Origin of the sequence: Fundidesulfovibrio soli, from assembly GCF_022808695.1 — a bacterium.
Taxonomy (GTDB): Bacteria; Desulfobacterota; Desulfovibrionia; order Desulfovibrionales; family Desulfovibrionaceae; genus Fundidesulfovibrio; species Fundidesulfovibrio soli.
In genome coordinates this window covers 1-24,021 of sequence record NZ_JAKZKW010000003.1, presented here as the reverse complement: position 1 = coordinate 24,021, position 24,021 = coordinate 1, and the positions used below count along the sequence as shown (strand labels likewise).

At 66.3% G+C, this 24,021-nt stretch carries 17 protein-coding genes; 9 read left to right on the top strand and 8 right to left on the bottom strand.

Annotation, left to right across the window (positions count from 1 at the left end):
- Positions 1–149 precede the first annotated feature (149 nt).
- The 3 genes from MLE18_RS05425 to MLE18_RS05415 all read right to left on the bottom strand — a co-directional run bounded on the left by MLE18_RS05425 (position 150) and on the right by MLE18_RS05415 (position 4,597).
- Complete coding sequence (locus MLE18_RS05425) at positions 150–1,961, bottom strand: carbon starvation CstA family protein (protein WP_243368049.1); 1,812 nt, start codon at positions 1,959–1,961, stop codon at positions 150–152.
- Between the two features lie 153 nt (positions 1,962–2,114).
- Entirely contained in the window at positions 2,115–3,830 is a 1,716-nt protein-coding gene (locus tag MLE18_RS05420) for a LytS/YhcK type 5TM receptor domain-containing protein (protein WP_243368047.1), read from the bottom strand.
- The gene (locus MLE18_RS05415; protein WP_243368045.1) at positions 3,827–4,597 is read right to left on the bottom strand and encodes a LytR/AlgR family response regulator transcription factor; all 771 of its coding nucleotides are present in this window, start codon (positions 4,595–4,597) and stop codon (positions 3,827–3,829) included. Before MLE18_RS05415 ends, MLE18_RS05420 begins: the two co-directional genes overlap by 4 nt.
- Positions 4,598–4,765: 168 nt before the next feature.
- Here MLE18_RS05415 and MLE18_RS05410 point away from each other — a divergent pair, with 168 nt between their 5' ends.
- Genes MLE18_RS05410 through MLE18_RS05400 form a run of 3 tightly spaced genes read left to right on the top strand, consistent with a single transcriptional unit; the run spans position 4,766 to position 10,723 of the window.
- Entirely contained in the window at positions 4,766–6,373 is a 1,608-nt protein-coding gene (locus MLE18_RS05410; RefSeq protein WP_272881500.1) for an efflux transporter outer membrane subunit, read from the top strand.
- A 28-nt stretch (positions 6,374–6,401) separates the two neighbouring features.
- The gene (locus MLE18_RS05405; RefSeq protein WP_243368041.1) at positions 6,402–7,547 is read left to right on the top strand and encodes an efflux RND transporter periplasmic adaptor subunit; all 1,146 of its coding nucleotides are present in this window, start codon (positions 6,402–6,404) and stop codon (positions 7,545–7,547) included.
- A gap of 8 nt (positions 7,548–7,555) precedes the next feature.
- Entirely contained in the window at positions 7,556–10,723 is a 3,168-nt protein-coding gene (locus tag MLE18_RS05400; protein WP_243368039.1) for an efflux RND transporter permease subunit, read from the top strand.
- A 21-nt stretch (positions 10,724–10,744) separates the two neighbouring features.
- Here the strand turns inward: MLE18_RS05400 and MLE18_RS05395 are convergent, their stop codons facing one another.
- Positions 10,745–11,107, bottom strand: a complete 363-nt coding sequence (locus MLE18_RS05395; RefSeq protein ID WP_243368037.1) for a hypothetical protein — start codon at positions 11,105–11,107, stop codon at positions 10,745–10,747.
- Between the two features lie 114 nt (positions 11,108–11,221).
- Between MLE18_RS05395 and MLE18_RS05390 the strand changes: the two genes are divergently transcribed.
- From MLE18_RS05390 to MLE18_RS05370, 5 genes are all read left to right on the top strand, one after another.
- A complete protein-coding gene (locus tag MLE18_RS05390) occupies positions 11,222–11,944 on the top strand; it encodes a carbonic anhydrase (protein ID WP_243368035.1) in 723 nt (240 codons plus the stop codon).
- Positions 11,945–12,289: 345 nt separating this feature from the next.
- Positions 12,290–13,741: an outer membrane homotrimeric porin gene (locus MLE18_RS05385; protein ID WP_243368033.1), complete on the top strand. Its 1,452-nt coding sequence runs from the start codon at positions 12,290–12,292 to the stop codon at positions 13,739–13,741.
- 295 nt (positions 13,742–14,036) lie between these two features.
- Positions 14,037–15,482, top strand: coding sequence for an outer membrane homotrimeric porin (locus MLE18_RS05380; RefSeq protein ID WP_243368031.1), 1,446 nt, complete (start codon positions 14,037–14,039; stop codon positions 15,480–15,482).
- Between the two features lie 461 nt (positions 15,483–15,943).
- On the top strand, positions 15,944–16,807 hold the full coding sequence (locus MLE18_RS05375) for a substrate-binding domain-containing protein (protein ID WP_243368029.1): 864 nt from the start codon (positions 15,944–15,946) through the stop codon (positions 16,805–16,807).
- Positions 16,800–17,585 carry a 4Fe-4S binding protein gene (locus MLE18_RS05370; RefSeq protein WP_243368027.1) on the top strand — a complete coding sequence of 262 codons (786 nt, stop codon included), beginning with the start codon at positions 16,800–16,802 and terminating at the stop codon, positions 17,583–17,585. Before MLE18_RS05375 ends, MLE18_RS05370 begins: the two co-directional genes overlap by 8 nt.
- Before the next feature lie 255 nt (positions 17,586–17,840).
- Here MLE18_RS05370 and MLE18_RS05365 read toward each other — a convergent pair whose 3' ends face one another.
- The 4 genes from MLE18_RS05365 to cysK form a co-directional block, all read right to left on the bottom strand.
- Positions 17,841–18,236 (bottom strand): hypothetical protein, encoded by a 396-nt coding sequence (locus MLE18_RS05365; protein ID WP_243368025.1) that lies wholly within the window; start codon positions 18,234–18,236, stop codon positions 17,841–17,843.
- A 64-nt stretch (positions 18,237–18,300) separates the two neighbouring features.
- Entirely contained in the window at positions 18,301–19,521 is a 1,221-nt protein-coding gene (locus MLE18_RS05360) for a bifunctional nucleoside/nucleotide kinase/histidine phosphatase family protein (RefSeq protein ID WP_243368023.1), read from the bottom strand.
- A gap of 3 nt (positions 19,522–19,524) precedes the next feature.
- A complete protein-coding gene (gene epsC / locus MLE18_RS05355) occupies positions 19,525–20,448 on the bottom strand; it encodes a serine O-acetyltransferase EpsC (protein WP_419714886.1) in 924 nt (307 codons plus the stop codon).
- Positions 20,445–21,383, bottom strand: coding sequence for a cysteine synthase A (gene cysK / locus MLE18_RS05350; protein ID WP_243368021.1), 939 nt, complete (start codon positions 21,381–21,383; stop codon positions 20,445–20,447). Before cysK ends, epsC begins: the two co-directional genes overlap by 4 nt.
- Before the next feature lie 268 nt (positions 21,384–21,651).
- On the opposite strand from cysK, the gene MLE18_RS05345 reads away from it, so the two are divergent.
- Positions 21,652–23,802, top strand: coding sequence for a methyl-accepting chemotaxis protein (locus MLE18_RS05345; RefSeq protein WP_243368019.1), 2,151 nt, complete (start codon positions 21,652–21,654; stop codon positions 23,800–23,802).
- The last annotated feature ends 219 nt before the right edge of the window (positions 23,803–24,021 follow it).

The following is a 24,021-nucleotide window of genomic DNA, read 5'->3' as shown; positions in this document are numbered from 1 at the left end:
GCGATGCTTCTTCCTGCCATAACTGCTTGGAAGAACACAACACCTTTCACCGGCGGCCGGCTCTGAAAAACAGGAAGGCCGCCGGGGCGGTCCGGCGGCCTTCGTTCGAGGAGGAGCTCCCCGCACGGCGGGGAGCGATGGAGCTTCGGCTACTCGGGCACGACTTCCAGCACGGGTTCGCCGTAGGGGTCGTTGACCGTCTTGTTGATCTTGTTCAGTGCGATCCAGCGCCTCACCGCGCCGATGATGACCACGGTCATCATCACGAGGACGGTCACGGCCAGCGTGGCCAGCAGGTAGAGTCCCTTGGGCAGGTAGGTGTTCACGATCTGCAGGTAGCCCGCCCAGACCGTCACGCCCACCAGGGACAGGCCGGGCACGGCGGTGATCAGGGCCAGCTTGCCCTTGTTCATGCGGATGATCATGGTGGTGCCGATGATCAGGCCCACGGCCGCCAGCAACTGGTTGGACATGCCGAACAGCGGCCAGATGGTGGCGATGTCGCCGGTGTACAGCAGGTAGCCCCAGGTGCTGGTGAACAGCACGGAGGTGATGCACACGCCCGGCCACCAGCGCTTGTCGTTGAACCTGGGCACGAAGTTGCCGATCATTTCCTGCAGGAAGAAACGGCCCACGCGGGTGCCGGCGTCGATGGCGGTCAGGATGAACACGGCCTCGAACATGATGGCGAAGTGGTACCAGTAGCCCATCATGGTATCCATGAAGGGGATGCGGCGGAAGATCTCGGCCATGCCCACCGCCAGGGAGACCGCGCCGCCGGTGCGGCCCACCAGCTCTTCGCTCACGGCCTGGGACAGGAAGGGCAGGTCAACCACCTGCATGTTCAGCTTGGCGAAGGCCGCCGGGGCGGAGTTGATGGCGAAGTAGTCGGCCGGGAACATGACGCAGGCGGCCACCAGGGCCATCATGGCCACGAAGCCCTCGGTCAGCATGGCGCCGTAGCCCACGAAGAGCAGGTTGCGCTCGGAGTCGAGCATCTTGGGCGTGGTGCCGGTGGCGATGATGGCGTGGAAGCCGGAGATGGCGCCGCAGGCGATGGTGATGAACAGGAACGGGAACGCCGCGCCGGGGATGATGGGGCCGCCGCCGCCCATGAACTGGGTCATGGCGGGCATCTTGAGGTCGGGCATGACCCAGAAGATGCCGATGGCCAGCATGGCGATGGTGCCGATCTTCAGATAGGTGGAGAGGTAGTCGCGCGGGCACAGCAGCAGCCACACCGGCAGGATGGAGGCCGCGATGCCGTAGATGGGCACGGCCAGGGACAGCGCGGGCTTGGACAGGTTGAACACGTGCTTCAGGGTCTCGTGCTCGGCGATCCAGTGCCCGCCGATGACCGCCGCCACCAGCATGGCCACGCCCATCACTGACGCGCCGGTGACGTCGCCGGGACGCCAGAACTGCAGGTACAGGCCCATGAGGATGGCGATGGGGATGGTGGCGAACACGGTGAAGGTGGCCCAGGGGCTGTGGAACATCGCGTTGACGCAGGCGATGGACAGGCCGGCCAGGGTCAGGATCAGGATGAAGAGCACCGCGAAGGAGGCCACGCCGCCGGTGAACTTGTCCACTTCCTGGGTGGCGATGTAGGCCAGGCTCTGGCCCTTGTGGCGCACCGAGGCGAACAGCACCACCAGGTCGTGCACGGCGCCGGCCAGCACGCAGCCGATGAGGATCCAGAGCGCGCCCGGCGCGTAGCCGAACTGGGCGGCGAGCACGGGCCCGAGCAGCGGCCCGGCCGCGGCGATTGCCGCGAAATGGTGCCCGAACAGGATGTATTTGTTGGTTTCAACGTAGTCCACGCCGTCGGCCATCTTGATCGCGGGCGTCAGCCGCGCCTCGTTCACGCCCAGCACCTTCCTGGCGATGAACAAACCGTAAAAACGGTAGGCGATGGCGAACACGCACAAAGCCGCGAATACCAGAGTCAACGCGTTCATTACTTTCCTCCTCCGAGATGTTGAGCCCGGCCTACGCCCCCTCCATGAAAGATTGCAACGCACCTGGCGCGAAAGGCACGTTTTGGGGGCTGAAGCGGAGGAAGGAGGGTCTGAAAGGGGCCTCCCCGGGTGGCCCGGAAAGGCCCCGAAAGGCTACTGCTGCGGGATGCGAAGCGAGATGGAGGTGCCCCTGTCCGGGGCGCTGTCCACGAGCAGGCCGTAGTCCGGCCCGTAGAGCTGCATGAGGCGCTGGTTGGAGTTGCGCGCCCCGATGCCGTCGGTGAGCGACTCGGAGGAGGCGCTGCGCACGATGGCCTGCACGGCCACGCCGTCCATGCCCGCGCCGTCGTCGTGCACCTCCACCAGAAGGTGCCCGTCCTCGCGCCAGGCGGTCAGGCGCACCAGCCCGCCCTCGGGCTTGGCCAGGATGCCGTGGCGCACGGCGTTCTCCACCAGGGGCTGGATGAGCAGCGGGGGCACCAGGCACTCGGCGGCGCCCGGCCCGAGGTCGATCTCGGTCTTCACGCGGGTCCCGAAGCGGGCCTGCTCGATGGCCAGGTAGGCCCTGGTCTGCTCGATCTCCTCCGAGAGGGGGATCAGGCCCCGGCTGGAGTCCAGGTTGCGGCGCATGTAGCGGGAGAGGTCCAGCAGCAGCTCGCGGGCCTGCGCGGGCGCGGTGCGGCAGAAGCTGGCGATGGTGTTGAGCGAGTTGAACAGGAAGTGCGGGTTGATCTGGGCCTGGAGCCGCCTGATTTCGGCGTGGGCCAGCAGCTGGTTCTTGATGCCGATGTCCTCCAGCTCCAGCTGGGTGGAGAACAGGTCCGCCAGCCCCTTGGCCAGCTCGAAGAGGGTCTCGTCCAGGGGGGAGCGGCGCGTGCCGTAGAGCTTGAGGCAGCCCATGATCCGGCTGCCCTTGCGCAGGGGCACGATGATGGCCTCGGTGAGCGGGCAGCCTTCGCTTGAGCAGGCGATGCTCTGGCGGTCGTGCACGAAGAGGGGCTCGCCCGTGTCCACCACGCGCTGGGTGGCCTGGGTGAGCACCTGCCCGCCGCTGACGTGGTGGTCCTCCGCCTCGCCCACGTGGGCCAGGATGGTGTTGTTGGAGGTCAGGGCCACCGCCGCCACCTGGGCCTCGTTCATGATGATGGCCGCCGTGGCCTGGGCCGAAGCCGGGTTCAAGCCGCCCCGCAGGTGGCCCACGGTCTGGTTGGCGATGGAGAGGATCTGGCGGGCCAGGTCGCGGTCGCGGGCCTGCTTGAAGCGCATCTGCAGGTCCAGCGCCTTGACGAACAGGGCCGCGCCCAGGGAGTTGAACACGATCATGGGCAGGGCGATCACCTGCACCAGGGCCACGGCCTCCACGAAGGGCTGCGAAAAGAGCAGCACCAGGCCCATGTGCAGGGTCTCGCCCGCCAGGCAGATGCCCATGGCCATCTGCCAGTCCAGGCTGTTGCCGGGGTTGCGCCGGGCGATGAACCCGGCCGCGGTGCCCTCCAGCAGGGTGGCCAGGCCGCAGGGCAGCGCGGAGAAGCCGCCGATATCGATGAGGTAGCGGTGCGCCCCGGCGATGAAGCCCACGCCGATGCCCACGCCCGGCCCGCCGAAGAGCCCGGCCGTGACCACCACCATGGCCCGCAGGTTCGCGAAGGACTTGAACACCGCGTTGCCCGTATAGGTGCCCAGCACCCCGAACAGGCCGAAGAGCACCACCAGGAGCACGGTGGCCCACAGGGGCCTGTCGCGCCGGGGGCCGAGCTTGTCCAGGGAGGTGACGGTCATGATGGCGAACCCGCCCGCCAGCAGCAGTCCGAAGCGCTGGGAGAGGTTCAAAAAAAGTTCGGGCACCTGTGGGTTGAGCAGATCGGTCATATCCCGAGCCTCGTCTTGAATTCGCGGACCCTGTTGCGGCTGACCACGATCTCCGTGCGTTCGCTGTCGGCCATGACCACATGGTACTTGCCCCCGAACCAGGGGGAGAACTCGGCCACATGCTCCAGGTTGATGAGCTGGGCGCGGTTGGCCTGGAAGAAGCTCAGGCCCGCCAGGCGCTCGCAGGCCTTGGCCAGGGTGGACATGCCGTGGCAGGCCAGCTTGCCGAGGGCCGTGGCGGCCACCAGGCGCTTCTCCTCCGCCTCGATGAAGGCCACCTGCGCGAGCGCGATGAGCCTGATGCGCCCGCCCTGCTCCACGGCCAGCTTGGGCAGCGGCTTGCCCGGCCCCACGCAGGAGAGCAGGCGCTCGACGGCCTGGTGCAGGGGCTGGGCCTCCCTGGCGGCCAGGGCGGCTCGCACCCGGTCCAGGCTTTTGGCCAGCCTGTCGGGCGAGACGGGCTTGAGCAGGTAGTCGGTGGCGTTCTCCTCGAAGGCCCGGATGGCGTGCTGGTCGTAGGCGGTGACGAAAACGAACAGCGGCGGGGAGTCGAACTCCTTGGAGTGGGAGAGCACGTGGAAGCCGTCCTGCCCGGGCATGTGGATGTCCTGGAAGACGACGTCCGCCAGCCCCCGCGCGATGACGGAGAGGGCCTCCTCGGCGGAGGCGGCCTGGAGGGCGGCCACGTCGGGGTGCGCCTCCAGCAGGTAGGCCAGTTCGTCGCGGGCCGGGGCCTCGTCGTCCACTATCAGGGCTCGGATGGTCATCATGCGCTCCAGTTGCCCCCCGGTTAATGCCGGGCCCCGCGCTTGTAAAGCCCGCAACAGGGATGCCAGGAACAGGAACCTTGCCGGGCGGTATTTATTTCCTATTGCCAATCCGTAGGTTTCTATTGTCTAAATGCACAACGTTTCCAATCAGTCACGGGGTTTTCAATGCCGACGAGCCTCCCTGGACGCATATCCTGGCCGCGACTTTGCCTGCTGCTCTGCATCCTTGCGCTGTCGACGGCGGGATGCATGAAGGTGGGGCCGGACTTCAAGAAGCCTGAGACAGCCTCGCCCAAGTCCTGGATGGAGTCGGACTACGCCAAGACACGGCCCGACATCCCCCCCGCCGAGGACTGGTGGAAGAGCCTGAACGACCCCGTGCTGGACAACCTGGTGGCCACCGCCCGCAAGCAGAACCTGACCCTGCACATCGCGGGCGTGCGCATCCTGGAGGCCAGGGCCCAGCTGGGCATCGCGGTGGGCAACATCTACCCGCAGACCCAGCAGGGCGTGGGAGCCCTCACCTACAACCAGCCCAGCCGCCGCGCCCCCGGCTCCGCCCAGCCCCCCAACGACGGCAAGGGCCAGTTCAGCTACTGGCAGGATTCGGCCGGGTTCCAGGCCGCCTGGGAGCTAGACTTCTGGGGCAAGTTCCGCCGGGCCATCGAATCCGCCGACGCCAGCCTGGCCGCCTCCGTGGCCGACTACGACAACGTCCTGGTCAGCCTCGGCTCCGACGTTGCCAGCACTTACGTGCTGCTGCGCGTCAGCGAGGAGCGCCTGCGCATAGCCAAGAACAACGTGGTCCTGCAGAAGGAAGGCTGGAACATCGCGGATATCCGCTTCCGCCTGGGCGCCACCTCCGAGCGCGACGTGATGCAGGCCCTGACCCTGCTCTCCTCCACCGAGGCTACCATCCCGGTGCTGACTTCCTCGGTTCACAAGGCCCGCCACGCCCTGGCCCTGCTCCTGGGCATGACCCCGAAGGAGATCGCCCCCCTGCTGGAAGGCCCCTCGCGCATCCCCGAGTGCCCGGAGCAGATCGGGGTGGGCATCCCGGCGGACCTGCTGCGCCGACGCCCGGACGTGCGCCAGGCCGAGTACCTGGCCGCCGCCCAGTGCGCCAACATCGGCGTGGCCAAGGCGGACCTGTTCCCCTCCTTCTCGCTCACGGGCAACATCGGGTGGCTCTCCTCCAACATGGGGGCCTTCAACCTGGCGGACATCTTCTCCGCCCGCAGCCTCACGGCCGGGTTCGGCCCCTCGGTCACCTGGAACCTGTTCAACTACGGGCGCATCGTAAACAACGTGCGCGTGCAGGACGCCAGGTTCGAGGCGGCGCTGCTCAATTACCGCAACACCGTGCTCACGGCCCTCAAGCAGGTGGAGGACTCCCTTGCGGACTACCAGTTCACCCGCGCTCAGACCGCGGACCTGGCCCGCGCGGCCGATGCCGCCACGCGCGGGGCTGACCTGGCCTTCATCCAGTACAAGGAAGGCAAGACCGACTACACCACCGTCATCGTGGCCCAGCAGAACCAGCTCACCCAGCAGGACGCCCTGGCCAGCGCCCAGGGCAACATCGTGCTGGGCATGGTGGGCCTGTACCGGGGCCTGGGCGGCGGCTGGGAAGAGCGGCCCGAGCCCGTCCCGGCGGATGTCGCCGGGGAGATGAAGGCCCGCACCTACTGGGGCTCCATGCTCAATACCGCTCCCGAGAAATACGAAGACCCGGCCAAGGCCCCCGCAGGCCGCCTGGCCCCCGGCTTCTGACACCGAACCCCAGACGAGGACGCACCGCATGCACGCATCAGCCACGCGCCTTCCCCTCCGCCTGACGGGCCTGGCGGCCGCATTGATCCTCCTGGCCGCCATGGCGGCCTGCGACAAACGCAACGCCTACGTGCCCCCGCCGCCGCCCAAGGTCACGGTGGCCAAGCCCGTGCGCCAGACCGTGGTGGACTACCTTGAGTTCACGGGCAACACCCAGGCGGTGCAAACCGTGAACCTCAACGCGCGCGTGGAGGGGTTCCTCCAAGGCGTCTTTTATGAGGACGGCGCCCGCGTGAAGCAGGGCCAGAAGCTCTTCCTGATCGAGCCCGCACCCTACAAGGCCAAGGTGGACCGCGCCAAGGCGGACCTCGACTCCCAGAAGGCCCAGCTGGTGCAGGCCGAAACCGAACTGACCCGCTCCAAGAAGCTCTTCGCCGAGCGCGCCGGCCCCGACACCGAGGTGGTGCGCTGGCAGCGCGAGCGCGACACCGCCCTGGCCAACGTGGAGGCCGCCAAGGCCAACCTCCAGATCGCGGAGATCAACCTGGGCTACACCAGCGTCACGGCGCCCTTCGACGGCCGCGTCAGCCGCCGCCAGGTGGACCCGGGCAACCTGGTGGGCAGCGGGGGCCAGGCCACCCAGCTGGCCACCATCGTCAAGGACGACCCCATCTACGCCTACTTCACCCTCAACGAGCGCGACATGCTGCGCGTGGAGCGCGTCAACCAGGCCAAGCAACGGCAGTCCGCGCCCAAGCGCGTCACGGTGGAGATGGGCCTCTCCGACCAGAGCGGCTACCCGCTCAAGGGCGAGTTCGACTACTACGACATCGGCGTGGACCCCCAGACCGGCACCATACTGCTGCGCGGCGTGTTCCCCAACCCCAAGGGCGACATCGTGGCCGGCCTGTTCGTCAGGCTGCGCGCCGCCCTGGAGAGCCGCGACGCCCTGACGGTGCCCGAGTCCTGCGTGGGCGTGGACCAGGTGGGCAGCTACGTGCTGGTGGTGGACGACAAGAACGTGGTCCAGCAGCGGCCCGTCACCACGGCACAGGCGGTCAACGGCCTGCGCGTGATCGACAAGGGGCTCGACGGCACCGAGCGCGTGATCGTCAACGGGATGCAGCGGGCCAGGCCAGGCGCACCCGTGGCCCCTGAAGAAGCCAAACAGTAGGCGGGCCCATGTTCTCAAAGTTCTTCATCGAGCGCCCGGTACTGGCCAACGTGCTGGCCATCGTCATGATGCTGCTGGGCGGCGTGGCCCTGCTGGAGCTGCCCGTGGCCCAGTACCCGGAGATCACGCCACCCACGGTGCAGGTCTCCACGGCCTACCCCGGAGCCAGCCCCGAGGTCATCATCGAGACCGTGGCCGCGCCCATCGAGCAGCAGGTCAACGGCGTGGAGCGCATGCTCTACATGTCCTCCAAATCGGCCTCTGACGGCTCCTACACGCTGACCATCACCTTCGAGGTGGGCACCAACCTGGATACCGCCACCATGCTGGTCCAGAACCGGGTGAACACCGCGCTCTCCAGCCTGCCGCAGGAGGTCCAGCGCCAGGGCATCAACGTCAAGAAGAAGTCCACGGCCATCCTGCTGGTCATCGACCTCATCTCGCCCGACGGCACCTACGACGACCTCTTCCTCTCCAACTACGCCACCCTGCGCATCAAGGACGAGCTCGCCCGCCTGGACGGCGTGGGCGACCTCTCCATCGTGGGCGCGGACGACTACGGCATGCGCGTCTGGCTGGACCCGGACAAGCTCAAGTCCCTGAACCTGTCGGCCCAGGACGTGGTCAACGCCCTGTCGCAGCAGAACGTGCAGGTGGCCTCGGGCATGCTGGGCCAGCCCCCCACCCCCAAGGACCAGCAGTTCCAGCTCACCATCCAGACCCAGGGCCGCCTGGTGACCACCGAGCAGTTCGGCGACATCATCGTCAAAAGCTCCTTCAACCAGACCGGCAAGGTGGTGCGCGTGCGCGACGTGGCCCGGGTGGAGCTGGGCGCCAAGACCTACACCCTCTTCGGCCAGCAGAACGGGCAGCCCGCGGCCTGCATACCCATCTATCTGCTGCCCGGGGCCAACGCCCTCAACGTGGCCCAGAAGGTCCGCACCGAGATAGCGCGGCTCTCAAAGGATTTCCCGCCGGGCCTGCAATACGCCATCCCCTTCGACACCACCCTCTTCGTCAGCCGCGCCATCGACGACGTCTACAAGACCCTCATCGAGGCGGCCGTGCTGGTGCTGGTGGTCATCATGGTCTTCCTGCAGAACTGGCGGGCCATGCTGGTGCCGGCAACCACGGTGCCGGTGACCATATTGGGCGCGTTCGTGGCCATGTCCGCCCTGGGGTTCTCGGTGAACCTCATCACGCTCTTCGGCATCATCCTGGCCATCGGCATCGTGGTGGACGACGCCATCATCGTGGTGGAAGGGGCCATGCACCACATGGAGCAGGGCCAGAAACCCAAGCAGGCGGCCATCACGGCCATGTCCGAGCTGTTCGGCCCCATCATCGGCATCACGCTGGTGCTCTCGGCGGTGTTCCTGCCCGTGGCCTTCCTGCCGGGCATCACCGGGCAGATATACCGGCAGTTCGCGCTGGTCATCGCCTCCACCGCGCTCATCTCGGCCATCAACGCGGCCACGCTCAAGCCCACGCAGTGCGCGCTGTGGCTCAAGCCCCGCACCACGGAGCCGGGCGCCTTCTTCCGGGGCTTCAACGCGGTCTACCAGCGCTTCGAAAACGTCTACACCCGCGGCGTGACCTTCATGGTGGGCCACAGCAAGCTGGCGATGCTCATCTACGCGGGGCTCATCGGCGCCACGCTGTTCTTCTTCTCGAGCCTGCCCACCGGCTTCCTCCCCGACGAGGACCAGGGCTACTGCATCATGAGCGTGCAACTGCCAGCGGCCGCCTCGCAGGAACGCACCCGGGAGGTGGCCTCGCAGATCAACGCCATGCTGCCCAAGGTGCCCGGAGTGGCCAACTGGATCACCTTCGGCGGCATGTCCATCCTGGACAACGCCAACCAGTCCAACATGCTGACGTATTTCGTCATCTACAAGGACTGGAGCGCGCGCGGCAAGGACGAAACCCAGGACGCCATCCTGATGAACATCCGCCGCGGCCTGGCTCAGATTCAGGACGCCGCGGCCTTCGCCTTCATCCCCCCCGCCATCCAGGGCCTCGGGCAGGCGGGCGGCTTCGAGATGGTCGTGCAGGACATGGGCAACCTCGGGCCGTCGGCCCTGGAGAACGCCCTGCGCGAGCTCATCATCGCCGGGCACACCCAGAGCGGGCTGGCGGGGCTCAACACCACCTTCTCGGCCAGCACCCCGCAGATATGGGCGGACATCAACCGCACCCAGGCCATGACCTACGGCGTGGCCATCCAGGACCTTTTCTCCACCCTGCAAACCTACCTGGGCTCCACCTACGTCAACGACTTCAACCTCTTCGGCCGCACCTACCAGGTGCGCGCCCAGGCCGACACCAACTACCGCCAGCAGACCCGCGACATCATGAACCTGCAGGTGCGCAACAACCAGGGCAACATGGTGCCGCTTGGCGCGGTGATCTCCGTGCGGGACATCGTGGGGCCGAGCATCCTGACGCGCTACAACCTCTACACCGGAGCCTCGGTGTTCGGCGCGGCGGCCCCCGGGTTCAGCTCCGGCGAGGCCCTGACCCTGATGGAGCAGCTCTCCCGCGACAAGCTGCCCGCCTCCATGGGCATCTCCTGGACCAACATGGCCTACCAGGAGAAGAAGGTCGGCAACGAGGCCTACTTCATCTTCGCCCTGGCCGTGCTGCTGGTCTACCTGGTGCTGGCCGCCCAGTACGAGAGCTGGTTTTTGCCCACGTCGGTGATCATGGTGGTGCCCCTGGCCCTTTTGGGCACGGCCATCGCCGTGTACGTGCGCAACATGGATAATAACGTCTACACCCAGGTGGGCGTGGTGCTGCTCATCGCGCTGGCCTCGAAAAACGCCATCCTGATCGTGGAGTTCGCCCGCGAACTGCGGGAAAAGGGCATGTCCATCCAGGAGGCCGCCGTGCACTCGGCCAGGCTGCGCTTCCGGCCCATCCTCATGACGTCCTTCGCCTTCATCCTGGGCGTGGTGCCCCTGCTCTCGGCCTCGGGCGCGGGCGGGGCCAGCCAGCGCGCCGTGGGCACGGCGGTGTTCGGCGGCATGCTGGCCTCCACGCTGCTGGCGGTGATGGTGGTGCCGGTGTTCTACGTGGTGGTCCAGGGGATCATCGAGCGCTTCTATCCCCCCGAGGAGCAGGAGCATGAACCCGCTCCCGAGGCCGAGGCCAAGGAACTCCCCCCGGGGCACTAAGGCCGAGGCCCGAACAGCCGCCTACATCAGCACGGAGACCCTCACGCGCACCAGCGGGGCGTCCTGCCGGTCCGCCTCCGCCAGGACCACCCGGCAGCCCAGGCGCGCGCCCCGCTCCAGCAGCTCCGCCAGGCGGCCGGCCCGCTCCGGCGGGACAGTTCCGGCCGTGAGCGCGCCTTTCCTCCCGGCGGCGCGCGCCTCCAGGCGGCCGCCCTCCCCGGCGGCCAGCTCCAGCTCCTGTCCCTGGAACAGCTTGCGGGCCAGGCGCGGGTCCACGCACTCCAGGGCGAAGGTGTCCAGCGCCACCTCGGCGGACATCGGGGCGGGTTCGCTCCCGCCCTGCCCCAGCAGGCTCCCCACCAACGAACGGATCGACCAGACCATGCTCCGCGCCCCGCATCCGCCGGCCGCACGGGCCGGGCTGAAAGTTTGACTTCTTCCGGTGTCTTCCCCTAAGACATCCTACCGTTGGACACCAACCACATAAGGAGATCGACAATGAAACGCCTTCTGGTCCTGTCCCTTTCCTTGCTGGCCCTGTGCGCCGCCGCGGCGCTGGCCTCCGCGCCCGCATCCCTGCTCACCCCGGATCTGGCCCTGGAGCGCCTCCAGCGCGGCAACGAACGTTTCGTCTCTGGCAAGATGATCCATCCCAACCAGGACGCGTTCCGCCGGACCACCACCGCCAAGGAAGGCCAGAAGCCTTTCGCCACCATCCTGGGCTGCGCCGACAGCCGGGTGCCCCTGGAAGTGGTCTTCGACACGGGCATTGGCGATCTCTTCGTGGTGCGCGTGGCGGGCAACGTCACCTACTTCGACCAGGCCGGAACCATCGAGTACGGCGCCGAGCACCTGGGCGCGAACCTGCTGGTGGTGCTCGGGCACACCCGCTGCGGCGCGGTGACCGCCGTGGTCAAGGGCGACCACGTGGAGGGCAACATCCCGGCGATGGTGGCCAACATCGTTCCGCCCGTGGAGAAGGTCAAGTCCGAGAACCCCGGCATGGCCACCGCCGAGCTGACCAACAAGGCCATCGAGGCCAACACCTGGCAGTCCATCGAGGATCTGTTCAAGCAGAGCCCCATCATGCGCGACATGGTCAAGGCCGGTAAGGTCAAGGTCGTGGGCGCCATCTATGACGTGGATTCCGGCAAGGTGAACTGGCTGGGCGAGCACCCCAAGCAGCAGGAGCTGCTGGCCCTCACCGGAGGCCCGAAATAGCCGCAGATGCGCAGCACCCCTTACTAAAAGGGACGCATATAATGCACAGGCATCACTATTTCATAGCATAATATTACCGTACTGGAACGAAAGGGGCGCCCTGCGCCCCTTTTTTATTCAGTGCACGAAGCACTTTCAATTTTGCAATGCGGCACGAAAGCCGCACCACACCAGCATTTTCTCGCACCAGCAAACCATTTCTATTTTACAAGCACAATTTCATGTAACCAAGACCGGATAACAGCGCACATACCGTCTGCATGGCAGTGTGGATCGGGTGTGCCTGGTAAGTCACCCTCTCCACCATTGGGTTCGGAAGTATCGCAACACAAAAGGAGAGATAGAATGAAGCGCTTTGCATCCATCGCGATGCTCTTCGCCATGGTGTTCGGTTTCGCGGCGCTCGCCGCGGCCGCCACCGAAGTCAGGATGACTGGCGACGCACGCATCCACGCCAACTTCTGGAGCGACATCAACTACACCGGCTGGAACGCCAAAGGCACCAACACGGGCGACCCGCTGACCATCTGGGAGCGCTTCCGCCTGCGCTCGGACTTCATCGCCAACGAGGGCCTGAAGTTCCGCCTGGGCATCCGTGTGAACAACAAGGCCTGGGGTAACGACACCTTCACGGTGGACAACCCGGCCACCTCCATCGACGTGTACCAGGCCTTCCTGCAGTTCAAGTGGCCGGGCACCAACGTCGAATTCACCGTGGGCCTGCAGGACATCGACCTGCCCATCTCCTCTAGCGCGCTGCTGAACTCCAACCCCGTGTTCGGCGGCACCCGCGCCGCCGCGGCCGTTGTGTCCATCCCCGTGACGGACCAGTTCAAGGCCGTGGCCGGCTTCACCCGCCTGCTGGACACCAACAAGGACTTCGACACCACGACCCGCCAGGTGGCCGACGAGTTCGACGGCTACTTCCTGGTGCTGCCCATCACCCTGGACGGCTTCAGCGCCACCCCCTGGGGCATGGTCGCCGTGGCAGGAAGGGACGCCGGGTACTCCACCACCGTCGGCTCCTCGCCGCGCTACACCGACCAGTCCCTGGCCACCAACCTGGCCTCCGCCGCCTACATGCTGAGCCCCAGCGGCTTCAAGCAGGCCCAGACCGTGTTCTGGTGGGTGGGGTCCTCCTTCGCCGTGACCGCCCTCGACCCCTTCAAGTTCTACGCTGACGTGATCTACGGCGAAGGCGCGGGCAACCAGGGCAGCCGCCAGCGCAAGGGCATGTTCTTCGACGTGGCCACCGAATACACCGGCCTCGACCTTCTGACCCCGCAGTTGACCTTCTGGTACTCCACCGGCGAGAACGGCTCCATGCGCGACGGCTCCGAGCGTATGCCCACGGTCGTCGGCTCCTGGGGCCCCTCGACCTCGTTCCTGTTCGACTCTAGCCAGGCCTTCGCCGGCGGGCACATGGGCCTGAACCCCATGGGCTCCTGGGGCATCGCCTTCTCCCTGAACAAGATCTCCTTCATTCAGGACCTGACGCACCGCCTGACCTTCTCCTACGCTCGCGGCACCAACCAGGCCCGCGCCCTGCGTGACGCCAACGCCCTCTGGGGCACCGGCAACTACGTGCAGATGGGCCGCGACCTGACCGTCAACGAGTACGTCATGGCCATCAACTTCGACAACCAGTACAACATCTACGAGAACCTGGCCGCCATCGTGGAGGCCGGGTGGGCCCACGGCGACTTCCAGAGCTCCGTCTGGGGCCGGCGCCTGGTGAACCAGTCCAAGGACGGCGACGCCTGGAAGGTCGCCTTCGGCCTGCAGTACAAGTTCTAACGCGCATCCGCCGAACCTGCCCCATGCCGGCCGGGACGAAAGTCCCGGCCGTTTTCGTTCACGCCTTTGCTGCCCTCGCTTTCAGAGCCCGCCCACGGCAGGGGGACCCCGGCGATTCAAAAAACTGGACCGTAAAAAAAATTTTACGGAAGTCAAAAAATCATCATTTTTGTCTTGCACCCCCCGCTTGACGGGGATAGAAGGGGCTCATGGCATAGCGGAAGGGTCGTCCCTGGTAAGTCGCCCCTCCCGCGAAGTGTTCCGGCAATCCTGAAAGACAAAAGGAGAGAAGAAAATGAAGCGCTTTGCATCCATCGCTCTGCTCTTCGCCATGGTGTTCGGCTTCGCGGCTATCGCCGCCGCCGCCACCGAGGTGAAGATGGTTGGCGACGCTCGCATCCACGCGAACGCCTGGTCCAAGATCGACTACACCGGCTGGACCAACAACGGCCGCCAGACCGGCGACCCCTTCACCATTTGGGAACGCTTCCGCCTGCGCTCCGACTTCATCGCCAACGAGGGCCTGAAGTTCCGCCTGGGCATCCGCGTGAACAACAAGGCTTGGGGTAACGACACCTTCACCGTTGATAACCCGACCGTCTCCATCGACGTGTACCAGGCTTTCCTGCAGTTCAAGTGGCCCAACACCAACGTTGAGTTCACCATCGGCATGCAGGACTTCGGTCTGCCCATCTCCAACGAGGGCATGCTGAACGCCAACCCCGTGTTCGGTGGCACCCGCGCCGCGGCCGCCATCGTGTCCATCCCGGTGACCGACCAGTTCAAGGCCATCGTCGGTTTCACCCGTTTCCTGGACAGCAACAAGGACTTCGACCCCACCACCACCCAGGTGCCTGATGAGTTCGATGGTTACTTCCTTGCTCTGCCCATCACCGTTGACGGCTTCGCCGCCACCCCCTGGGCCACCATCGCGGTTGCCGGCAAGAACGCCAACTACGCTGGCACCAGCGTCGGCGTGTCCCCCACCCGCGGCCTGGCCTCCAACCTGGTGTCCGCCGGCTACGCCCTGGCTCCCGCTGGCTTCAAGGACGCCCAGACCGTGTACTGGTGGATCGGTTCCACCTTCGCTGTGACCGCTCTTGACCCCTTCAAGTTCTACGCCGACGTGATCTACGGCGAGGGCGCCGGTGGTCAGGGCAGCCGTCAGCGTCACGGCCTGTTCTTCGACGTCGCCGCCGAGTACACCGGCTTCGACATCCTGACTCCTCAGCTGACCTTCTGGTACTCCACTGGTGAGAACAGCTCCATGCGCGACGGCTCCGAGCGTATGCCCACCGTCGTCGGCTCCTGGGGCCCCTCCACCTCGTTCCTGTTCGACTGCTCGCAGGCCTTCAACCAGGGCCACATGGGCCTGAACGCCCAGGGCTCCTGGGGCTTCGCGTTCTCCCTGAACAAGATCTCCTTCATTCAGGATCTGACGCACCGCCTGACCTTCACCTACGCTCGCGGCACCAACCAGGCCCGTGCCCTGCGTGACGCCAACGCCCTCTGGGGCCAGGGCGCCTACGTGCTGATGGGTCGTGACCTGACCGTCAACGAGTACGTGATGGGCATCAACTTCGACAACCAGTACAACATCTACCAGAACCTGGCTGCCATCGTTGAAGCCGGCTGGGCTCACGGCGACTTCCAGCGCTCCGTTTGGGGCCGTCGCCTCGTGAACGAAGCCAAGGGCGGCGACGCCTGGAAGGTCGCTTTCGGCCTGCAGTACAAGTTCTAGAAAGGATTCCGCCGGACATGCGCCATACGGCCGGGACGAAAGTCCCGGCCGTTTTTTTTGCGCGCGTCGCCCTGAACATCGCCGCCGGTTGCTCGCCCGGCCCCGGTTGACGATCCAGCGATTGCTCAACCACGGCCTGCCTGCCCACCTGGCTGCCCACCTGTCGCCCGACCACGCCCGCCTACCCCGCTGTCCGCCTGCACTCCGGTCGCCCGGCCACAGCCTGTCGGCCCCCTGAATGCCGGTTCTCCGTTTGCCGGAACCAACGGTTGCCAGGCCTACGGTACGTCCGCCTGACTTGCACTTCAGCCGCCGCCTCGGACGCCGCCTATTGCGCAAGGCTCCCCGGCAGCACGCCTCGAATAGATATTATCTATTTTATTCATAGATATTTACACAGTATGATGCGCCCATTCCACACGAGCGGTTCCACCGCGAAGGGCCGGAGCAGGGAGGGGCGCATGGATTCCTCGGACACATCGAGGGGGCGGAGGGACTTTCTAAAATCGGCCGCGGCCTCCACGGCGGCGGCCATCGCGGGCGCGGTGCTGCCTGTTGCGCCGTCGCGCGCGGCCGCGGGCGGGCTGTTGCAGGTCTGGTCCTGCGGGGGGCTGGCAGAGGCGATGATCCCAGCCAACCAAGCCTACGAGGCCCGCACGGGGTGCCGCGTGGCCTACACCGGAGCCTTCGCAGCGGCGCTGGGCAAGTCCCTGCTGGGAAGCGCCGAAACGGACGTCTTCGCCGGGCGCGTGCTCGACCTGGCCAAGAAGCTGCGCCAGACGGGCAAGATGGTTTCATTCTCGCCGCTGTGCTTCACCAGCTACGTGCTGGTGACGCCCAAGGGCAACCCGGCCAGAATCGCCTCCATCGAGGACATGGCCCGCCCCGGCGTGCGCGTGGTGCTTGCCCCCGAGGCATCTCCGCCGGGCGGAGCTGCGGCCATAGCCATCCTCAAGAAGTCCGGCGTCCACGACCAGGCCATGGCCAACGCAGTGAGCCTGGGCAGTTGCGTGCAGCGCACCATGGACGACGTCATCTCCGGCAAGGGCGACGTCTCCATCGTGGAGCTGCGCGTCACCCGCCTGCCCGGCTTCGCCGGGAAGCTCGACGTGGTGCCCATCGACGCGAAGTTCTTCCCGCCGCCGCCGCTGACCTTCACCATCGGCGTGATGAAGAGCGCAAAGGATCGCTCCCGCGCCCAGGACTACGTGGAGCACATGCTCTCCTCCCAGTCCCAGGCCACCCTGGAGCGGGCGGGCTTCATCCCAGCCGTGTCGGACAAGGGGCGCGAACTCACCGAGAAGCTGGGGGTGAAGGATGTCTGAGGTCATCGCCAGCCCCCTGCACCCGGCCCGCACCACCCGCCTGCGCGCGATCAGGAGGACCGTGCAGCTCGGAATGCTCGCCCTCTTGGGCCAATGGTCCTTCTACGGCATCTTCCGCTGCCCGTTCATCGTGCCATACGTCAGCTGCCAAAACTGCCCGGTCATCACCTGCCACGGCAGGCTCCTGACCATGTTCTGGGGCCTCTGGCTGCTGCTGCCGCTCTCGGCGTTGGCCGTGGGCCGCGCCTTCTGCGGCTGGGCCTGCCCAGGCGGTCTGGTCAACCAACTGCTCGGGCTTGTGGCGCCCCTCAAGGCCAGGATTCGCAACGGTTGGACCTCGGCCGCATCCTACGGCGGGATAGCGGCGCTGCTGCTATGCGCATGGGTGTGGTTCGCCCTGGGCCAGCCACGCGGCAACGTGCCCATCCGCGCAGGCGAGTTTTTCGGCTCCGTGGCCCTGACCTTCGAGCACGCGGGCACGTTCTGGCTCGTGCGCACGGCCGTGGTGCTGGGGCTGCTGGCCGCCGGGTTGATACTGGCCAATTTCTGGTGCCGCTTCGCCTGCCCCACCGGGGCCGGGCTGGGGCTGCTGAACCGCCTGAGCCTGCTGCGATTCTACAAGACCGAGGCCTGCAACGGCTGCGACAAGTGCCGCAAGGTCTGCGAGATGGGCGCGCGTCCGGACGAACGCGGCTGCACCAACTGCGGCGACTGCCTGGGCAGCTGCCCGGTGGACGCCATCGGGTTCGGCAAGCCCCCGAAGAACGCCAAGCCCTGAACGTTCACAAGGACGACGCGAAGCGGGAAGGGATCGCAAAGGGAGGAACTCCCTTTGCCCGCCGGAGGCGTCTTCCGGTTCGCAATGTCCCTAGTGTCTGATTCGGCCCGCAGGTTGTGATGGAAGCCCCGGCAGCCAAAGGGCTACACCCTTTGGAAATCCGCTCCTTGCCGCCTACGTGCCCCTGGAAAACAAACAAGGCCGCCGGAAGCGATGCTTCCGGCGGCCATTTTCGATACCGATTCCGGGTGAAGCCTATTTGGCCATGTCTGCCTGCAGGCCCTTCACCAGCTCCTCGATCTTGGCCAGCTTCTCCTGCTGGGCCGCTTCGAGCTGGCCCTTGAGCTGGTTGACCTTCAGAGCCATCTCGTCCAGGTTGTTGGCGGCGATCGCCTTGCGGGCCATCTCCTTGGGGGCGTTCACCGCTTCGGCCACCTTGGCTTCCATGGCGGCCAGGCGGGTTTCCGAGGCGCTCAGTTTGCCGGCGTATTTGCCGTCCACCGCGAAATAGACGCCCACCGCGACGACGATGGCCACCAGGGCCAGCATGATGCCCGTTGTTGCGGTGCTCTTGGCGGGGCTCTGCGCTTCCGTGCTGGAAATGCCCTGCATGTCCCTCATGGCGTCGACACGTTTTTCCAATCCGAGCATACTATCCTCCCACTGGGTGTGATGTTACCCCCCCCTTGAGCTATGGCACTTTGCCGGACGCAGATCAACCCATGAATCTGACCAGTTCAAAAAGCTTGCGGGACTGGGTGGACACGATGTGGAAATAGCGGTCCTGCGGGATGTGTATGTAGGGCACGTCCCCGGTGCGCCGGTAGAGGAAATGGGAGAGGATCATGCGGTTCACGGCCTGATGCCCGATGATCAGGATGTTCTCCGCGTTGCCGGAGAGATAGAGCGCCTTCTTCACTCCCCGCTCCACCCTCTCCTGCAGGGTCACGTAGCCTTCGCCCCCGGGGTAGACGTAATGGAACTTGTCCCGGGTGCGGGCCTCGTGCACGGAGGGCATGTCCCTGGCGATCTGGTCGTAGGTCATGGATTCGCACACGCCCGCGTCTATCTCGTCGAACTCGGGCAGGGCGATGGTCCGGCAGTCCTCCCGGCCGTCGCAGAGCACCATGGCCATCTGGCGGGTGCGCTTGCGCGTGCTGGTGAACACGTAGGGCAGGGGCACCTCCTTGAAGGCCCAGGCCAGGGCCTGGGCCTGGACCATGCCCCGGGCCGTGAGGTCGGAATCGCCGCCTATGCGCATCTCCAGGTTGTAGGCGGTCTCGCCGTGACGGGCCAGGTAGAGGCTTCGCACCCAGTCGGAGACCAGCAAGTCCCGCAGGATGCGGTAGTAGGGCAGAACGGCCTGGACACGCTCGCGGAGGATGCGGTTGTCCAGGGTGTCGAGCACCACGAAGTTCTCCTCGTCGGCCAGGGGGGTGTAGATGGTCTCGTAGTATCCGATGCGCTCCCGGAAGTGCTGCTCGGCCTGTTCCTGCGGCAGATGGCTGAACTCGGGCAGTTTGGCCTTGCGGGAGATGCTGGCCGCCAGGAGCTCCGGGTCCGGGTTGACGCACTCGATGAAGAACTGGGTGTGCCCGGCCATCATCTGCTTGATGACCCTGCGGCGCTGCGCCGAGACGTTGGTGGCGTCCAGCACCGCCACCTCGCCCCCGCCGCGCAGATAGTCCGCCGCACGCTCCAGGTTGATGCGGGCGATCTTCTCCCGCAGGGCCGCGCCCTCGCGGTTGGCCGGGGAATAGAACTCCGGGCTGGCGGAGTCCTGCCCCGCCAGCATCTCGCGGCGCACGTCGCCGTTGTTGAACACGCGGACGGCCACGCCTTCGGCCGCCAGGCACTGCGCTATCTTGGAGGCCACAGTGGACTTGCCCGAGGCGGGCAGCCCCACCATGGCGATCACCAGCTTGGCCGAGGACATGCGCTACTCCTTGGGGTTTCTGGCCTGGAGGACCTTGGCGCCCGGCTCCACATCGGAAGTGACCCACACGTTGGCGCCGATCACCGCGCCCTTGCCCACGGTGATGCGCCCGAGCACCGTGGCCCCGGAATAGATGACCACGTCGTCCTCCACGATGGGGTGGCGGGGCAGGCCCTTCACGGGGTTGCCGTGCTCGTCCTTGGGGAAGCTCTTGGCCCCGAGCGTCACGCCCTGGTAGAGGCGCACGTTGTTGCCGATGATGGAGGTCTCCCCGATGACCACGCCGGTGCCGTGGTCGATGAACAGGCCCTTGCCGATGGTGGCCCCGGGGTGGATGTCGATGCCGGTGACGGCGTGGGCCATCTCGGTGATGATGCGGGGGATGATGTCCACCCCGAGCACGTGCAGGCTGTGGGCCACGCGCTGGTGGATGAGCGCCGCCACGCTGGGGTAGCTGAAGATGGTCTCGCCGGGGCTCTTGGCGGCGGGGTCGCCCTCGTAGGCGGCCTGCACGTCCAGGATGAGCGCGTCCCGTATGGCGGGCAGGCTCTGGAGGAATGCCGTGGCCTTCTCCATGGCCTGCTCCTCGCAGCCGGTGCAGGCCTTGTTCTCGCCCATGCAGGTGAAGCAGAAGCCGCGCTTGATCTGGTCGGCCAGGCGGCGGAACACGATGTCCAGGTGCGCGCCGGTGTGATAGGCCAGGGTGTCGGGCGTCACCTCGGAGTCGCCGTAGTATCCCGGGAACAGCACCGCCTTCAGGCGTTTCATCACCTCGCTCAGCACCTCTATGGAGGGCATGGGCGCGTCGGTGAGCTTGCGGCTGGCGAAGGCCTGGTAGGAGCTGGGCGCGGTGAGCCGGCCCACCACGTCCTCGATGACGGACTTGTCGGGGGTCATGTTGACCAGCACGTGGTGCTCGCGCATCATTTCGCGCCCTCCATGGCCGTGAACAGGGCCGTGCTCAGGTAACGCTCGCCCGTGTCGCAAACGATGAACACGATCATCTTTCCCTTGTTCTCCGGCCGTTTGGCCAGCTCCAGCGCGGCGTGGCAGTTGGCCCCGGAGGAAATGCCGCAGAGGATGCCCTCCTCCCGTATCAGGCGCCTGGCCATGGCCAGGGCGTCCTCGTTGGCGACGCGGACCACCTCGTCGAGCAGGGCGGTGTCCAGCACGTCAGGCACGAAACCCGCTCCGATGCCCTGGATGGCGTGGGGTCCGGGCTGCCCCCCGGAGAGCACCGGGGAGGCGTCAGGCTCCACGGCCACCACCTGGAGGCCGGGCTTGCGCGGCTTGAGCACGCGCCCCACGCCGGTGATGGTGCCGCCCGTGCCAACGCCTGCCACGAATGCGTCCAGCGCGCCGTCGGTGTCGCTCCAGAGCTCCTCGGCGGTGGTCAGGGCGTGGGCCTCGGGGTTGGCCGGGTTGGCGAACTGCATGGGCATGAAGGCCTTGGGCAGCTCGGCCACGAGTTCGTGGGCCTTCTCGATGGCCCCGCGCATGCCCTTGGCCGCCTCGGTGAGCACCAGCTGCGCCCCGAAGCCCTTGAGCAGGGTGCGGCGCTCCTGGCTCATGGATTCGGGCATGGTCAGGATGAGTTTATAGCCGCGCACCGCGCACATGAAGGCCAGGGCGATGCCGGTGTTGCCGCTGGTGGGCTCCACGATCACCGTGTCCTTGTCCAGGACGCCGCGTTTCTCGGCGTCGAGGATCATGTTGCGGCCGATGCGGTCCTTCACGGAAAAGCACGGGTTGGCGGACTCCAGCTTGGCGACCAGCGTGACGCCAAGACCCTGGCCTATCCTGTTCAGGCGGACCAGGGGCGTCTTGCCGACCAGCTCCACCATGCTCTCTGCTATTTTCATGGGGTATCCTCTCTGCGCGCCAGGCGCGGTTCTTTTGCAAGTGCCCACTATAGACCCATTCAGGGAAGACCGCCAGATGCGGTCGGAAGAGGGTGTGGAATTTCCCTCCGCCCCAGGGCCGCCTTCATCCCGACTGAAAAGAGACATTTGACAAATGTGGTAACCCGGTGAATGAATGGCCCCTCTAGATACGATGGAACTTGCGAACCCCAACCAGTTCGCGTCACTCATCTTTTTACGGATATCCTCTTCGGCATCGGGAGTCGTTATGAAGAATTTCAAGCTGTCCCTCAAGATCGGGATCGGTTTCGGCGTGGTCCTGGCGCTGGTCGTCGTCCTCGGTGCGGTTGCTTTCTTGGGCATGTCCTCCGTGAGCGAGACCTCCACCCGGATCAAGGACGAATACGTCCCGGAAGTCGAGTTGGCCAACGACATCCAAAACCACGCCCAGCGCGCCATGTTCGCCATGCGCGGCTATGCCTACACGGGCAGCAAGGCCGAATTCGAGACCATGCGCGCCCAGATGGCCGAGGCCAAGAAGGCCCTGGCGGACGCCCAGGCTCTGGCCGACCGCTACCCCAAGCTCGTGGCCCTGCGCGAGGCCATCGGCCCCGTATCCACCCAGTTGGCCGACTATGAAAAACTCTCCTCCCAGACCGTGGTCATCATGGAGGCCCTGAACGCCGCCAGGGACGAGCGCGTGGCTGCGGCGGAACGGTTTTTCAAGGCCGCGCAGGACGTGGCCCGCCTCTACGAGAGCATACTGCACAAATCCATCGCCAAGGACGCGGGCAAGAACACGCTGGAGGACGACCTCCAGAACCTTGAGCTCGCCAACGGCATCCTGGAGGCGGCCTCCTCCATCCAGTTCCACGTGCTGCGCGCCGACCTCACGGGCGATGCCGCCGAATACAAGCAGGCCAAGGCCCTGTTCCAGCAGGTGCACAGCAACATCGCCACGCTCAAGGCCTTCGCCACCGACGCAGAACAGAAGAATACCTTCAACACGCTGGTGGAGACCATCACCGTCTATTCCAACAGGCTGGACAAGCAGATCGCCGCCTCCGCCGACGTGCGCGAGCAGAACGCGGCAGGGGCCAAGGCCGCCCAGGCCATTCTTGCCAGCACGGCCTCCATCTCCGAGGCGGGCATCAAGCAGCTGACCAAGCTTTCCGAGCAGGCCAGCGCGGAGCTGGGCATGGCCCGCCTGGAGCTGGCCATCGGACTGGCCGTGGCCCTGGGCCTGGGCGCCATCGTCTCGCTGTTCATCACCCGGGCCATAACCGGCCCGGTGCGCAAGGGCGTGGACTTCGCCCGCAAGGTGGCCGCCGGGGACTACGGCAGCACCCTGGAGCTGGACCAGAAGGACGAGATAGGCGAGCTGGCCGCCAACCTGAACACCATGGTGGGCAGCCTCAAGGAGAAGATCGAGGAGGCCGACAGGCAGTCCCGCCTGGCAGCCGAGCAGGCCGAGGCCTCGCTGGCCGCCAGGGCCGAGTCCGACGCGGCCCGGGTGCAGGCTGACCAGACGCTCTCCAGCATGTTGCGCGTGGCCGGGGAGCTGCAGCACGTGACTGAAATTCTGGCCTCCGCCTCTGACCAGCTCTCCGCCCAGGTGGACCACTCCAGCGCCGGAGCGCAGACCCAGGCCCAGCGCGTGGCCGAGACCGCCACGGCCATGGAGCAGATGAACGCCACCGTGCTGGAGGTGGCCCGCAACGCCTCCCAGGCGGCGCAGACCGCCGAGGGCGCCAAGCACAAGGCCGAGGGCGGCTCCGCCGTGGTGGCCAAGGTGGTGGAGAGCATCCGCGAGGTGCAGCGCCAGGCCATGAATCTCAAGACGGACATGTCCTCCCTGGGGCATCAGGCCGAGGGGATCGGCCAGATCATGGATGTGATCTCCGACATCGCGGACCAGACCAACCTGCTGGCCCTCAACGCGGCCATCGAGGCCGCCCGCGCCGGAGAGGCCGGCCGCGGCTTTGCGGTTGTCGCCGACGAGGTGCGCAAGCTGGCCGAGAAGACCATGACCGCCACCAAGGAGGTGGGGGAGTCCATTTCCGGCATCCAGCAGGGCACGCGCACCAACATCGTCACCGTGGAGAAGGCCGTGGGCGCCATCGAGGACGCCACCCGCATGGCCCAGACCTCGGGCGAATCCCTGCTGGAGATCGTCACCCTGGTGGACGCCGCCGCCGACCAGGTGCGCTCCATCGCGGCGGCCTCGGAGGAGCAGTCCGCGGCCAGCGAACAGATCAACCGCTCCATCGAGGAGGTCAACGCCATCTCGGGCGAGACCTCGCAGGCCATGATCCAGGCCTCGGAGGCCGTGGGGCAGCTCTCGCGCCAGGCCGTGGTGCTCAAGCAGCTCATCGAGGACATGCAGAACGGCTCCGGGGCCAACGCCCTGCCCGCCTAGCATCCCTGCCTTTTCCCCCCAAAAAAACGCCGGGTGATCCGTCAGGATCACCCGGCGTTTTCGTATCGAATGAACTCGATGCTCCCGCCGTGAACGCGAAGCGAAGCGGGATTCCAAAGGGAGGAACTCCCTTTGGCCGCCGGAGGCCTCCGGTTTGTCCTAGGTCCAGCCGAGGCCTCTCCGGGGCCGAACTGTCCGCTGTATTTGAAGAACATCAGC